12 protein-coding genes are annotated in these 15,893 nt (G+C 44.7%); 2 read left to right on the top strand and 10 right to left on the bottom strand.

The genetic code is table 11. The features are described 5' to 3' along the window. Window positions 1–191: 191 nt before the first annotated feature. The 9 genes from BN8908_RS14115 to BN8908_RS14155 form a co-directional block, all read right to left on the bottom strand. A complete protein-coding gene (locus BN8908_RS14115) occupies window positions 192–1,604 on the bottom strand; it encodes a TolC family protein (RefSeq protein WP_068691281.1) in 1,413 nt (470 codons plus the stop codon). Next, entirely contained in the window at window positions 1,601–4,729 is a 3,129-nt protein-coding gene (locus BN8908_RS14120; RefSeq protein WP_068692325.1) for an efflux RND transporter permease subunit, read from the bottom strand. Before BN8908_RS14120 ends, BN8908_RS14115 begins: the two co-directional genes overlap by 4 nt. 28 nt (window positions 4,730–4,757) lie before the next feature. Then, on the bottom strand, window positions 4,758–5,822 hold the full coding sequence (locus BN8908_RS14125; protein ID WP_068691283.1) for an efflux RND transporter periplasmic adaptor subunit: 1,065 nt from the start codon (window positions 5,820–5,822) through the stop codon (window positions 4,758–4,760). Window positions 5,823–6,009: 187 nt separating this feature from the next. After that, window positions 6,010–7,185 carry an ABC transporter permease gene (locus BN8908_RS14130; RefSeq protein ID WP_235837441.1) on the bottom strand — a complete coding sequence of 392 codons (1,176 nt, stop codon included), beginning with the start codon at window positions 7,183–7,185 and terminating at the stop codon, window positions 6,010–6,012. 21 nt (window positions 7,186–7,206) lie between these two features. Then, complete coding sequence (locus BN8908_RS14135) at window positions 7,207–8,364, bottom strand: ABC transporter permease (RefSeq protein WP_068691285.1); 1,158 nt, start codon at window positions 8,362–8,364, stop codon at window positions 7,207–7,209. A gap of 17 nt (window positions 8,365–8,381) precedes the next feature. Next, window positions 8,382–9,374 (bottom strand): HlyD family secretion protein, encoded by a 993-nt coding sequence (locus BN8908_RS14140; RefSeq protein WP_068691287.1) that lies wholly within the window; start codon window positions 9,372–9,374, stop codon window positions 8,382–8,384. Window positions 9,375–9,427: 53 nt separating this feature from the next. Further along, complete coding sequence (locus tag BN8908_RS14145) at window positions 9,428–10,837, bottom strand: TolC family protein (protein WP_068691289.1); 1,410 nt, start codon at window positions 10,835–10,837, stop codon at window positions 9,428–9,430. Between the two features lie 142 nt (window positions 10,838–10,979). Continuing rightward, the gene (locus BN8908_RS14150; protein ID WP_021989483.1) at window positions 10,980–11,582 is read right to left on the bottom strand and encodes a TetR/AcrR family transcriptional regulator; all 603 of its coding nucleotides are present in this window, start codon (window positions 11,580–11,582) and stop codon (window positions 10,980–10,982) included. Beyond that, window positions 11,579–12,178, bottom strand: a complete 600-nt coding sequence (locus BN8908_RS14155; protein WP_068692327.1) for a TetR/AcrR family transcriptional regulator — start codon at window positions 12,176–12,178, stop codon at window positions 11,579–11,581. The genes BN8908_RS14150 and BN8908_RS14155 overlap by 4 nt, the downstream gene beginning before the upstream one ends. Before the next feature lie 145 nt (window positions 12,179–12,323). On the opposite strand from BN8908_RS14155, the gene BN8908_RS14160 reads away from it, so the two are divergent. Beyond that, the gene (locus tag BN8908_RS14160; protein WP_021989485.1) at window positions 12,324–13,496 is read left to right on the top strand and encodes a dicarboxylate/amino acid:cation symporter; all 1,173 of its coding nucleotides are present in this window, start codon (window positions 12,324–12,326) and stop codon (window positions 13,494–13,496) included. A 333-nt stretch (window positions 13,497–13,829) separates the two neighbouring features. Here the strand turns inward: BN8908_RS14160 and BN8908_RS14165 are convergent, their stop codons facing one another. Then, on the bottom strand, window positions 13,830–14,507 hold the full coding sequence (locus tag BN8908_RS14165; protein ID WP_021989486.1) for an ABC transporter ATP-binding protein: 678 nt from the start codon (window positions 14,505–14,507) through the stop codon (window positions 13,830–13,832). 432 nt (window positions 14,508–14,939) lie between these two features. Between BN8908_RS14165 and BN8908_RS14170 the strand changes: the two genes are divergently transcribed. Continuing rightward, a complete protein-coding gene (locus tag BN8908_RS14170) occupies window positions 14,940–15,863 on the top strand; it encodes a DMT family transporter (protein WP_068691291.1) in 924 nt (307 codons plus the stop codon). The last annotated feature ends 30 nt before the right edge of the window (window positions 15,864–15,893 follow it).

Raw genomic sequence — 15,893 nt, forward strand, 5'->3', positions numbered from 1 at the left:
TCTTTGGACGGACAATTAAAGCAAAGATAGCAAACTTTATCCATTCAGAGTGAGAGAAAGGGGGACATTGTCTCTCTTTCCTCTCTGAAAAATAAATGTTTTTATTGCTTATTATCCGCACCCAAAAAGTTGCATTTATAAGTTGAACTCAAGACAAACAAGTGGAAACAGGAGAGAAAATGCTCCTGTTTTCACTCCAATCTGCCGGTCGCCCGGAGGTAATGCGTTTCACTCACACGCAATTCGGCTTTGGCATCGATCCAGTCACTCCAGGCTTTCTGCCATTGTGCCTGTGCCTCCATGTAATTCGTCAGACTTTCCATTCCTACTTCATAACGGTTTTTACTGACCATCAGATTTTCTTTCGCCTGCAATAAAGATTTGGCCGTCAGCCTCACCCGTGCAGCAGCATCTTCTACATTAAAACGGGTTTTCGCTTCCTCAAGCTGCATAAGACGCACCATATCCTCTTTTTGCAACTCACTCATCTCTTCTTCAGCCTTCATTGCTTTTGTCTTATTACGTCCTTCGCCCCAATGAAATACCGGAACTTTCAAAGAAGCCATCGCCATAAAAGAAGCCATACCGTCGGCTTCTCCGTTTACCGAAATACCGTCGGTCCAGGCATAGGAAGCGGATACGCCCAACTGCGGCAAAAAATCCGCACGGGTCAGTTTCGTCTGATTCTTTTTCAATTCTATATTCCTGTCCAGCATACCATACTCCGGGCGGGCTGTCACCCCGGATCCGTCAACCGATAAAACACCGGGAGTAATCCCATCATACAACGAATCCTTTACCTGTAACAATGTCCCCAAATCCACTCCGATTACCCGGCACAAATTCATTTCCGCCAGTTTTTCCCCGTTTTGTGCTTTTTGCAGCAACAATTCTGCCTCATTGAGCTTGACCTGTGCTTTTAATAAATCGTTTTGAGAAGCCATACCTGTTTGGTAAGCATCCGTCAGACTCCGCACCAATTCAGCAACCACATCTTTGTATTTTCCGGCAGAAACGACCAATTCTTTCAATCGCAAAAACTGCCAGTATGCTTCGTCAGTCTCTGTTATTACCTCCGCACGGACTGATTTTAAATTCAATTCAGCCATTTCCACGCCGATAGAAGCCATCCGGAAAGCCGAACGGATTTTTCCCCCCATATATACCGGCTGTTCTACGACACCACCGACCGTATATGCATTATCCAAGCCCAGAGACAAATTAATATCCGGTAGAAAAGCATATTGCCTGAACACATAATTCCCGTCCGGACCGATTACCGGCCTATTGGCAGCATCAAGCAATAAATTAGGCAACAATTTACCGGACGCATCGGGCACATAAGTCGGTAAATATCCTCCGTCAATCGTAAAAGAATAATCCTTTTGCATATAGGCATACATTCCCATCCCGGAAATCTTCGGGAAAAAATTGGCCCGGTAAACCTTTTTATCAAGTGTCGCTTTTGCTGACTGCCGCCCGGCAATCCCCAGCTTCTTACTGTTTTCCAACGCCATCTGCCGGCATTTCGGCAAATCCAGCTTTTCTTGTGCCGGCAAGGCACAGGCTATTAAAAGCCCCGCTAAGGTTATCCACATTTTCATAACTTCTTTCTATTTTCTCCTTTTATCCCGAACAACAAAGCATATAACACCGGAATAAAAACCAGGGTAATCACTGTTCCGACCAACAAACCGGACATAATAGTCACAGCTAAAGAACCGAAAAGATCGTCCGTCAGCAACGGTAACATCCCCACAACCGTCGTCATTGAAGCCATCATCACCGGCCGGAAGCGGGAAGAGGAAGAATCGAGTAATGCCGTAACAGGCTCTTTACCCGAACCGATTTGCAAGGTTATTTCGTCCAGCAATACAACCCCGTTCTTAATCATCATACCGATCAACCCAAGTGCTCCCACAATCGCTACAAAACCGAAATCTTTACCGCTTATCAGAATCCCGATGACGATACCTATAGCAGCTAAAGGCAAACAAAGAAGAATAATCGCCGGTTTCCGAAAATCCCGGAACAACATAATCAGAATACCGATCATCAGAATACCGGCCCAAGGTAAATTCCGGAACAAATATTTTGTCGATTGGCTACTGGCACGATATTCGCCCAGCCACTTCATCGCATAGCCTTCCGGTAGCGTCATCGTATCTACCTTTTGCAACAAGGCGCTCCTGACATCTGCCGCCGTATAACCGGGAGCATTATTACATTGTGCCTTGATCGCACGCTGTCCGTTATACCGCCTCACCACGGGATCTTCCCAGCGCACATCTATCCCCCGGGTAGCCTGACTCAAAGGAATGGAACCGATAGTTTCTTCCAGTAAATCCTCGGTTTTCAGCGTCCCCATCAATAACCCCTTGACCGATTCGCTGTTCAATACGGCCGTCGAAGGCATCATGCTCCACACCGGTACCGTATTCAAAGTACCCGGCTTCTCCCCTTTCGTATCGACACTTTTAATATAAAGCGGCAATGAATGTGTGCCTTCATAATAAGAACCTACCGGTAAGCCGTCCGTAGCCGAGAGCATCGAAATCCCGATATCCGAACGGGACAAGCCTGCCGTCCGGGCAACCGGTTGATAATAATCAACGGTCAGAACAGGCATCATCGGTTCCCAATCGTTCCTCACCAACATAGCCGAAGGTTCATTTCTCATTATTTGTTCCGTCTTTTCAGCCAACTGTTTCAATACAGCCGGATCCGGTCCGGTAAACATCAGTTCTACCGGAAATTTCTCATACATCAGGTTATATCGCTTAATCCTGGCATAAGCGTCCGGATAATTTTCTGTCAAATATTTCTGCAATTCGGGAATCGATGTTTTCAATTCGTCCGGCCCCGTAAAATCGACAATCAACTCTCCGTACGACATCGACGGCTCGGCAATCGAACGCACCAGGTTATAACGGGAAGGCGTTCCTCCGAAACTCGTCGTCACATGGGTGATATCCGGGCGCGACAACAAGTAATCCTCAATCGAAGCCATATCTTTCTGTACCCGTTCAATCCGGGTACCCTCCGGCATACTGAATTCTATATACAATTGGCTATAACTCAAATCCGGAAAAAATCCCTGGGGAATATACCGATAAAGCCATATACTCACCCCCAACAACACCAACGTAACCCCGACGGCCAGTTTTTTATGCCAGAGCATATAACTTAAAAAATGACGGAAAAGGCGGTATATCTTACTATCGTATAACTTTTCTGCCTGTCTGGGCTTCACCTTCAGAAAACGATCGGCATGCACCGGAATCTGGGTGAGAGCCAGTATCCAACTCAACAGCAAAGATACGGCCAGAACAATAAACAAATCCCGCACATATTCCCCGGTCGTATCCGGAGAAAGAAAAATCGGCAAAAACGCAAGAATAGCGATCAAAGTAGCCCCCAGCAAAGGCATGGCCGTTTTTTTCACAATATTGGTCAATGCTGCCGGTTTCTTTATTCCACGTTCCAGATCGACCTGTATACCGTCGATAATGACAATGGCATTGTCGACCAACATCCCCATCGCCACAATCAAAGCTCCCAAAGACACCCGCTGTAACGTCCCGTCAAAAAAATACAAAACGACAAAAGAACCCAGAACAATAATAACCAACCCGGCCCCAATAATTGCACCGCTTCGGAATCCCATCGTAAACATCAATATTAAAATTACGACAAGTACGGATTCCAACAAATTAATCATAAATACATTGATTGCATTCCGTACTTGCTCCGGCTGGAAAAATACTTTGTGAAACTCCACTCCCAGGGGAATACGGGCTTCTTTCAGTTGTTCCAGTTTCCGGTCAACGACCTTTCCCAGTTCGACTATATTCCCTCCTTTTTCCATTGACAGAGAAATCCCCAAAGCCCGTTGCCCGTCATACCTCATTTCATTACGGGAAGGCGTATCATATCCCCGTGTCACAGAAGCGATGTTCCCCAAACGTAATTGGTCCTGTTCATGCCCCTGAATAATCAGATTCCTGATGTCTTCTATCGATTGGTAATCGTCGTTTATAGTTACCCGAACCCGGATATCCCCGCTATTGAAATACCCCGGGTACACGGTTTTATTCTGATTGGTCAATGTCGACAACACCTCTAAAGGATGAACGCCGAGATTGGCCATCTTGTCCTGAATGATCTCGATATTGATACATGGCTTACGGTCTCCGTAGATTTCTACACGACGTACTCCCTCCACATCCTGCAACTCCCGTTTCACCAACCGGGCATAATCCATCAATTCCTCATCCGGGATGCCGTCCGTCGTCATGGCATAAAACATACCGTACACATCTCCGAAATCGTCCATCACCAGCGACGGACGCGCTCCCTCAGGTAAACCGGCCTGAGCATTGGCAACCTTCCGTCTCAACATGTCCCACACCTGCTCCAACTCATCCGGAGCAACCGTACTCTTCATCTCGACGGTGATTTGTGAAACATCCGCTAAAGACTTCGACTGGATATTATCGATTTCTCCCATCGAGCGTATCGATCTTTCCAACACATCCGTTACCTCCAACTCGACTTTATGAGCCGAAGCCCCCGGATAAACAGTAACTACCATTGCCTGTTTTACCTTGATTTCCGGATCTTCCAACTTACTCATGGAAAGAAAAGCGAAAATTCCCCCACCCACCAGCACGGCAATAAAAAACTTCATCAAAGCCCTATTATTCAAGGCATATTCAGTTATACTCATAACTTCTACTTTAAACCAACAAACGGCATTACAACAAACCTCCGACATTTGTCGGACTTACTGATTTCAGCACCTTCACTTTCATCCCTTCTTTCAAACGATGCACACCTGCCGATACCACTATATCACCGGCTTTTAAGCCGTCGTATACAACAGCTTGCCCGTCTTTCAGCAATTTGACCATCTTTACGGGACGTTGCTTTACATTCTGCAATACAGGATCATACACCCAAACCGAAGCTTTCCCATCTTCCTCACATAAGGCGGTAGCCGGCACACTCGTCAAAACAACGGATTCCGGTTCGTATTCTATCGTTACATTGACACTCATACCTGCCGCAATAGCCGACTCTTTATCGGCTTTCAAGCGCAATCTCACCCGATACAACTGATTTAAGTTTGCTTTCCGCGTGATCTCGACCAGTTCCAACGGAAATTCCCGGTCCGGGAAAACATCGAATGTACAGGCAAACGACTTGAAATGCTCCCGACGCACGTAATCACTCGACGGAATATCAATCCCGACCTCAAAGTAACCGAGATTAATCATAGAAACCACGGGTATCCCGGCCCCCACAGTCTCATGCTTCTCGAAATATTTTTTCTGGATATAACCGTCAAAAGGTGCCAGCAAACGGGTATCTTTCAATGCATTTTTATGAGCATTGTATTTCGCTGTAATCTGCTGAAGCCCGGATACGGCTTTGTCATAATCATTCACCGGTACGCTGTTACGGCGGTAAAGCTCGATTACCCGTTCTGCTTCCGCTTTGATTTGCTTATACTCAGCTTCCGTTGCTGACAGCTGCACTTCATAATCTCTCGGATCAATTTCAGCGACCAACTCCCCCTTACGCACAAAAGCTCCGGATTCCGCCGGCATCCTCAGAATCGGACCGGCAATCCGAAAAGCCAGATCAACATCCGAGGCAGCTTTTACCTTCCCCGGATAAGTGATATGCAATTCATTTTGAAAACACCTGACAGTATCTGTTTTTACTGTCGGCAACATTTCTTTTTCGGGCGTATTATGCCGGCAAGCACACAATACCAAAAATATCCCCAAAAGGATAATTCCAAAGTTACGTTTCATATTCCAATATCTAAAATTACACCTGATACACACGCAAAATTTACCACAAACCACTCCGTTCCAATCCTCCTTATTATCAATTGCACAAGCCTTTACCGCGGTTTTCTCTCCTGTTTTTCACCCCGGCGATCTTCATTTCCCCACTACGGCAAGCGACGTTATCCCATACAATAAAAACAGCAAAGAGCTAAAGACCGGAAAACGTTTTCCGGATTCTACGCCCCTCACAATAATACAAAAAACAAGCCAAAACGAAATAAACCGCAACCAATATCCAAAGGCTCAGAAACTCTCCCCGGACATCTCCGAAAGAAGCTCCTAAACTATTTATTTTCACATATCCTTCAATACCGTATGTCGAAGGGAAAAGCTTTGAAAAAAACACCCAATAGTCCGGAATCGCGGATGAAGGCCAGGATATACCCGACATAAACATCAAAGGAACCGATGTAAACACGAATATCAGGAAAGGTGTTTCCCGCTGCCGGCACAAAAACGATAAGGCCATTGCCAAAAAAACGCAGGCCAGCAAAAAGGGAGTCAGAAAAAGAAACAATTCCCATTTATCCCCAATCCGGGTCAGGTTAAAAATACCAGGTACCACCACAAATATCCATACGGACATCAAAATATAAACCGGTAAATAAGCCAAAGCTTTTCCTACAACCACCGCTACCGGATCAGCATAATGCCCATTCGACGGTGTTACACGCCCGAAACGGTTGCGCTCCCGGGCCGTCCCAGCCAAAGTGCCGACTCCCAGTAAAAGGGATTGTTGTATAACCAAAATCAAAATAGCCGGGATGATAAAAGTAGCATACCCACTTTGGGGATTGAAAATTTTTACTTCTTCCATCCGCACCGGAGAAGCTGTCAACTCCTGTTGTTTGACCGAAGCATAAGGCAGGCCTTCTACCTGTATGGCCTTCCCCATTCCGATAGCGACACTGCTGGCTGCCTGCAACAAAGCTTTGTAATTAAGCAAAGCCCCCATATCACAATACAAAGACACATGAGCTTGTCTGCCCTGTACTAAATCCCGGTCGAAATCCGCAGGTATTTCCAGAATACCGTATATTTTCTTCTCATACAACAACTGCCGGGCCTCTTCCATATCCCTGCATTTCGCCACCACAGCAACACCGGAAGAGGCATCCCACGCCCGGATAAACTCCCGGCTTTCATAGCCATTTGCCCGGTCTACCACTGCGACAGGGACGTCGAAAACCGTCTCGTTACTGTAAATATAAGTATACACCACCGGATATACCAATGTCAATGCGATAAAAAAGGTCAACACCGCACTGTCACCGAAAACGGCTTTTAATTCTTTTCGAAAAATATACCCTATGTTATACCACATTTTTCTCATTTTTGCATCCTCTTAAGGCAAATACTCATTTTTCAACAACCGGGCTTTCAAACGCGGCATAACAAGCAACGGCAAAAGCATAAAAAGTACAAGAGCCATATAGGGCTGCCAGGAATAGGTCAGCGGAATTCCGTTAAGAGCCTGATCGACATATATCAGATAATAATGCCGCATCGGAAAAAGAGGAACAAAATATTGCATCGGTTCCGGCATGGAACGGACGGGAAAAGTAAAGCCGCTGACAGAAAACGACAATACCGACCACAAAGCACAGGTACTCAATGCGATCCGGTTCCGGCTATAAATCCCCGTCATCAGTAAAGCAAATCCCTGCGATGCCAATATCAGACACAACATCACCAGAAACATCGGAAAAAATCCGCTATTTAAAGGAAAATGCAGAAACCTGTACAATAAAGCCAGACAAAAGCAACCGATTACCATAAAGATCAACAACTGCGGAAGTAGCTTTCCGGTAACGGCCGTCAACACCGAATCATGACTCAATGCCATCAATTCCCGGGCTGTCCCTTTTTTCAATTCTTCTCCAAAGCTATAGGTAACCACAAACATGGCAAACATACCCAAAAACGCAGGTAACAATATATTCGAAAGATATACGGCATAACTCAACCAGGGATTATTCAGCGGATGGGTATCCACGACCACCGGATTCAAACGGGCCGACAACCGGGGATCTGTATCTCCTTTTGCTTCCAGCAAAGCTTTCTGTACGGCTCCGTTAGCCAGTGCAGCCTGTAAACGCATATCTTTGTATATCAGAGAACCGGGAAGAATATAAGAATCGTTGGTATAAAACGACAATACCGGCTCTTTTCCGGAAGAAGCTTCCTGCCGGAAATTTTCGGGAATATAAAATATACCGTATATTTCTCCTTTTTGCATCGCCTTCCGGGCTTCTGAAAAATCTCCGGTACGCATCACAATCTCCGTCTGTCCGAAAGCATCCAGGGAACGGGTTAAGGAACGGGAAGTCGAAGTATTGTCTTTGTCTACAACGGCTATCGGCAAATTCGTAGGGACTCCTTCTTTAAAAAGATCGGCAAAAAACAGGAAACAACATACCGGAGCGATTACCATCATAAAGAGGTATATCCGGCGCGATGCCAGCCTTACCATTTCCCGTTTCATAATTGTCCACAATACCATTCCGCCTGATTTTTAGCTTATCGTTTACTTCCACTTTTCAGTACACTCATCCCCGGCCGAAGCCCTTCCACTTTTTCGGTAGGAACAGCCTTTACTTCGAATGTCTTAGCGTCAAACTGTCCGGTCGTTTTGGTCGCTCTCCAGGCGGCATAACTTCCCCGGTCTTTCATATAGGTCACTTTTAAGGTGATTTCTTTATTTTTCAAAGCCGGTATTACAGCCGTAAACGTCTCTCCCATCCGGATATCTCCCAACAAGTCTTCCCGGATATTGAAAGACACCCACATATCGTCGGGATCCATAACGTCCATAATCGGAGCTCCGGTTCCCACCAGCTCCCCGACATTCGGGTAACGTTCCGAAATTTCCCCGTCAACAGGAGATACGAGGAATGTCTCGTTGAGATAGGACTCCACTTCTGCAACCGCACCTTTAGCCCGGTTCAATTGCGCCTCTGCTGCTAATTTATCTTCCTGCTGTGCGCCGTTTCTCACCATTTCATACTGAGCATGAGCAGCCTGTTCCGTCGCCTTCATTGCTTTATAGTTGGCTTCTGCCTCATCTTTTTTTTGAGCCGACACAACTTCATTTTCAAACAAAACCTGTACACGTTCGTACGATTTCTGTGCAATATCCAAAGCTGCCAAAGCCTTCTGCCAATTCTGATAAGCCATTGCCAACTGTTCTGAACGGGAACCGTTGTCCACTTTTTTATTCATCGCCAGAGCTGCCGCTTCTACAGCCCGGGCCTGTTCGAATTTAGCCTGTACATCCGGACTCCACAGGATCACCAGCGTATCCCCCTTCTGAACCCGATCTCCTTCCGAAGCCATAAAACGCTCGATACGCCCGGGGACTTTCCCTGATATACGCACTTCTGTCGCTTCAGCCTCTCCTTGAATAATCTCCGGTTGAGGTTCCCAAAAAATAAAGCCGAAAATCGCTACCAGCAAAATCAACCCGACGATCCCACCCAACACGATCACTTTGTTTCTTTCTTGTTTTTCCATTGTATCTTATGCTTAAATATTTACCGATTCTGTAATTTTCTATTTCGTACGCTCTACTTTCCCAATACACCATAAGCCTTTAACAAATATACCTCACACAATTTCATTTCGATCTGTGCATCAATCCGGTCAGATTGAGCAGATAACCAAGCCGTTTGAGCCTCAAGCACATTCAACACCGGAATTGTTCCTTCCCTGAATCCCACTTCGGCAAGCTTCAGGTTTTCTTCTGCCCGTTGCCGGTTATGTTCCGCCATTTCCAGCTTCTTGGCTACCTCCCGTCTCTTAAATTCCGCCTGGCTTACCTGTAACTCGATCTGCTCCTTTGCCTCTTGCAGTCTATATTCCATAATTCCCGTTTGCGCCCGGGCATTCCGTAAACTTTTCCGGGAAGCACCCCAATGAAAGATCGGTGCCTTTACCCCGATTCCCACACTCCACATACCATCCATCTTCGTACTGATACCGTCGAAAAACGAGGGCGCCATCGTCAGGTAATTTGCCGTTAACGCTACCGTCGGGAGGTAATCCGACAAAGCGATCTTCTCTTTTTTCTTATAGATACGGGCCGCCAACTCCAAACCGGCAACCTCAGGCCGCCGGGCATACACCTGTTCCAGTGTCAATGCAGGAATCACAACATCCGGCTGCAACTCCATATTTTCTTCCCGCAGCGTATAAACCGTATCGGTCGGCAAACCACAAATCTGATTCAGATGCATACGGGATAAACTCACACCGTCCTCCACTCTTAAACGAAGCATCTCCGCCTCGTTGAGCTTTACCTTGACCGACAGGACATCGGCTTTCGTCGTAACCCCGGTAGTATACATCACCTCGATATCACGGGTAAACTTCTGCAATGATTCGACATATTTATCGGCCAGTTTTTTGCGGTTAACGAGAGAAACGACCTGCCAATACGCTTCATCCGTCATCTGAATGACATTTTGCATTTCCTGTTCCAATTTACTCTCGGAAAGCTGTTCCGATAAACCGGCCAATTGGTTATAAGCCCTGATTTTCCCTCCCATATACACCGGCTGGGTCAATCCCAGTTGCAACAATGCCGTATTCCGGGCATCGACAGTCATCGCTTCCCTGGGTAAAAGGGCATAATCTTTCGGTACCGGCTTTCCATTTACAATTTGTATCTGGTCTCCCCGTAATCCCCAACTCCCGTCAGCCTTTATCGTTCCTACCGGCAAATAGGCATCATGCTCCAACAAATTGATCTCTTTCTGATTGCGTATGTAAATACCCGCCCCATCGATAGACGGCAGGTATTTTGTAAAAGCTTCTGCTTTTTGTGCCCGGCTGGCTTCAAGTTCTTTTCCGGCAATTTTAAGCTTTTTATTATTCTCTATCGCCAAATTCCGGCAATCCTGCAAATTCAAAACCTGCTGAGCCGATAAACTATGAAATAATACTCCTAAAAAAATACAGAGAACTGCTTTTATCATTTTTTCCGTTTTTACTTATTATATTTTCCACCCGAATCCGACTCTCTCAACCGCCTTAGCGGGATTAACTCTGTTTTACGTCTTTTAAATATTCCCGTTTCTTTATTTTTTATACTTTACGGTATGTTCAAGGTAAAATAAATCAATTTACAGAAACCAGCGCATACAGTTGCTCGTATTGTGAGCGTACTGCCGACAAGGCATAAGACACATCCTGATGCATAATCAGATAATTGATTACTCCGACACTGATATTCAGCAAATTTTTTGCCAAAATCGACGTATCGATATCGTCCCTCAATTCCCCTGCCCGCTTGGCATTCAAAATCAATTGTTCCAATTTCGATAAACGCAATATCTTTGCCGCCAGTACAACCTTCTTCAATTCGGGATACAGAGCGATCACCTCTACAATCAAAGACAAACAGAGTATTTCCGGTATCTCACTGCTAAAAGTACGGGCAGAATAATTGTCTATTTCCGTCAGTTTCCGGATGGTCAGATCAACATATTCCCGCAAAGTAGAAATACGATCGAATTCTTCCGTCCGCTGTGTATTTAACAAGGCATAATAAGCATTCAACCCTTCTTTCAGTACCTCTTCTTTATTGGTAAAATGGTAATAAAACGTTCCCCGGGTGATCCTGGCTGCCCGCTCAATATCATTCAGCCGTACTGCTTTAAACCCTTTTTTCAGAAACAACAGAAACGCTGTCTCTATGATCTGTTGCCTGGTATTTGTCATTGTTTTATCAACATATAATACTGTTCAAACTGCATACGCATATCCGAAAAAACGAAACGCATATTTTCAGTTCCCAATTCGATATTCAGCATACTGGTTGCCACCGACATCAGGTTACGCGCCAATACCGAAGTATCCGGGGTCGCTTTGATCTCTCCCTGCTGCTTGGCCCTTAAGATCATATACTCCCACTGCGATAAGCGCTTTTTGTTCAATTCCCCGATTTGCTTCCGATAGTCCGGAAATATCCCTCCGACTTCCAGCACCAACTGAAAAAAAGCCACTTCGATAATAAAGAAATCAAACAACTTCTGAAGTTTGGCTGCTTTCTGTTCTTTCCTCTCTACGATCATGTCGATGTATTCCCGTAAAGACCCAATCCGTAATAACTCAGCCTCATCCAACTCCCCGCTGACAGATAAATATTTTTCAATGCCCGCTTTCAGTATCTCTCCCTTATTCCGGAAATAATAGTAGAATGCACCTTTCGTTAAACCGGTTGCATGTTCCAAATCCTTGAGAGAACAGGCTTTATATCCTCTGTTCAGAAATTGAAAAAAAGATTTATTTACTATTTCATCCTTCAAATCAGCCATGTCTTTATACTTTTCGGTATGCAAATTAAAATATTTTTTTTTACATATCAAAAATATTTCCCAACAACCCTTATTTTCTCTTTGTATAAATGAAAAAACAATTGTAACATTGTGGTGCTTTAATCGTTTCACCTAAAAAAAACTTATGAAGAGGATTAAATTGGGTTTACTTCCGAGGATTATTATTGCTATCGCTCTCGGAATCGTATGCGGGCTGTTTTTTCCGGATTGGCTGACGGCCATTTTCGTTACTATAAATTCTTTGTTCGGAAATTTTCTGGGATTTATCATCCCGCTATTGATTTTAGGTTTAGTTGCTCCGGGCATTGCCGACTTGGGGAAAGGAGCGGGTAAGTTGTTGCTGATTACGGCACTGCTTGCATACTGCTTTACCCTGTTTTCCGGTTTTTTCACATACTTTTCCTGTAGTCTGGCTTATCCCTGGTTACTGGATACAACCCAACAATTGACACCCCTGGAAGGAGAAGCCGTCAAAACCATCGCCCCTTATTTCACCATCGATATGCCCCCGTTGATGCAAGTGATGACCTCCCTGATTTTAGCATTTACGCTGGGTTTGGGTATGTCTGTCATTCCGGGTAACCGCCTGAAAAATGTCATGGAAGATTTCAAAGACATCATCAATATCGTGATCAGTTCGATAATCATCCCTCTTTTGCCCCTGTACATTTTCGGTATATTTCTGAATATGACGACCTCCGGACAGGTAGCCGGAATCATGGGCGTATTTGTAAAGATTATCATTGTCATTTTTGTCATGACCGTTATTCTGCTCTTCCTGCAATTCTTCATCGCAGGATCGGTAGGAAAAACCAATCCTTTCCGTTTGTTCCGGAACATGTTGCCGGCATACATGACGGCTTTGGGTACACAATCTTCCGCAGCAACGATTCCCGTTACCTTGGAGCAAACCATCAAAAACGGAGTACGTCCCGAATTAGCAGGTTTTGTCATTCCCCTGTGTGCCACCATCCACTTATCCGGTAGCACCATGAAAATTGTTGCCTGTGCCATGGCCATCATGTTGGTTTCGGGGATGGATATTCATTTCGGCCAATTCGCCGGATTTATCATGATGCTGGGCATCGCTATGGTTGCTGCTCCCGGTGTTCCAGGAGGTGCAATTATGGCTGCTTTGGGAGTACTTCAATCCATGCTCGGTTTTGACGAAACCGCCCAGGGGTTAATGATCGCCCTATATATCGCCATGGATAGTTTCGGCACAGCCACCAACGTCACCGGCGACGGTGCAATCGCAGTTATCGTAAACCGGATATATAAGAAAGAAAAAGCGTAACAAGGCTCTGATTCAAATTGCAGATTTTAAATTTTAGATTGGGAGCATAAGGTGGGGATGGAGGGTATTTATGATTTACGATTTATGATTTATGATTTACGATTTAATGATTTAGGGGTTAGGGGTTTTGATTAATCGTACAGGTCTGTCCACAAAAAATTTTTAATGGACAGACGAGAAGTTACAAGGAAAATCGTAAGTAAAACATTAATATAAAACAAACTACGCCAGAATCCTGAATCAAAAATTACAAACAACATAAACCGTTAGCCCGACAAAAAAGCCGCCCTTTTCAAGAGCGGCTCTTTCCAGTCAAAATTATGAGAAACTTGTTTATAGGTTAGGTTTTTCAGTTACGACCTGTCCGTCGAACAGATTGATCACCCTGTGAGTGAAAGAAGCGTCATGCTGGGAGTGGGTCACCATCACGATGGTTGTTCCCTCTTTATTTAACTCCGTCAACAAATTCATTACTTCCATACCGTTCTTGGAGTCCAGATTACCGGTCGGCTCATCCGCCAGAATTAATTTCGGTCCGGCCACCACTGCACGGGCAATAGCGACACGCTGTTGCTGACCTCCGGATAATTGCTGCGGGAAATGTTTTGCCCGATGGCTGATTTTCATCCGATCCAGAATCTGATTTACTTTCTCTTTCCTTTCGGAAGCTTTCAGTTTGAGGTAAATCAAAGGCAATTCAATATTTTCATATACATTCAATTCATCAATCAGGTTAAAGCTTTGGAACACAAAACCGATATTTCCTTTACGCACCATCGTACGTTGTCTTTCCTTTAAAGCTCCGACCTCTTTTCCGTCAAAATAATATTGTCCGGAAGTCGGGTTGTCCAACAAGCCGATAATATTCAATAAAGTTGATTTACCGCATCCGGATGGGCCCATAATAGCGACAAATTCACCTTCTTTGATATGTAATGAAACACTATTCAAAGCCGTCGTTTCAACTTCCTCTGTACGGAAGACTTTACTCAGATTTTCTATTCGTAACATATATTTATTCTTTAAAGTTTTTTACATCTCTCCGCAAAAGGTATAGCTATTTCCGTGCCAAAATAACAAAACACTGGTTATCAACAATATAAACACAATCATTTTATAGCAAACTGTAAAAAAAATAGACATATATTGTCTGCTTTTTTTACAGTTTATGTTCCGGAACCTTTTAAATTGATTTCAAATCACATTATACAATTCATCATTCTGCCGCCATGAATTTGCAGCAGGACCACCCTGTCCAATCAAAAATCATAAATCATAAATCGTAAATCGTAAATTAAAAATACCCTCCATCCCCGCCTTATACTCCCCATCTAAAATCCACAATTCAATATCTCCCCTTCTTATATCCCTGCATTTCAAATTAAAGTTCTATTTTTGCAATATGGAGTCCGGCTATCGAGTCCGGGCATAAAAACGATCCCTATGACAAAAGAAAAGTGGCAAGGACATATCGCTATCCTTTGCACCAACCTGATATTCGGTCTGAATACGCCGACGGCCAAAAGTCTTGTCCCGACATGGATATCGCCAACAGCTCTGACCTGTTTACGCATGTCGTTTGCAACTGTTATTTTCTGGATCATCGCTTCGTTTTTCAAGCAGGAAAAAGTTTCCAAAAAAGATTTGGTTGTCATCTTTTTCGGTGCCTTATTCGGTTTAGTCGGTGCACAGCTTTCTTTCGCCGTTGCCCTGCAATATACCTCCCCGGTAAATATCTCACTGATTGCTGCCATGACTCCGGTCGCTGTCATGATAATGGCTGCTTTCTGGCTAAAGGAACCCATCACGTTCAAAAAGGCAGCGGGCGTTTTTATCGGTGCTGCCGGAGCCTTACTGATTATCTTACATTCCTCCCCGGCAAACAACGGATCCAATAATATGCTCGGAAATCTACTGGCTGTTGTCAATGTCATCACATATGCGCTCTATCTGATCATTACCCGCACAGTCTCTTTACGTTACAAGCCCATTACGTTGATGAAATGGATGTTTCTTTTCTCCGCTCTGATATCCCTGCCACTGGGTTTTCAAAACCTGATAAATGCCCCGGCCTTTACTGCAGCAGCACCCAACGATGTCCTTTGGCGGCTTGCCTATATCGCCATTATGGCAACGGGAATTGCTTATTTCCTGGTACCCCTTGCTTTAAAACGCATCCGTCCGACAACCGTCAGCATGTATAACAACGCCCAGCCGTTGATTGCGTCTACGGTCGCAATTATCATAGGACAGGATGTTTTCAGTTGGGACAAACCCGCCGCAGCCATACTGGTATTTATCGGTGTATATCTGGTTACCCAAAGTAAATCCAAAGCAGATATAGAAAAAGAAACCGGGAAGAATTGATCTCCCCGGTTCTACTCTAACCCTTTTGTT

The sequence above is a fragment of the Culturomica massiliensis genome (assembly GCF_900091655.1).
GTDB lineage: Bacteria > Bacteroidota > Bacteroidia > Bacteroidales > Marinifilaceae > Culturomica > Culturomica massiliensis.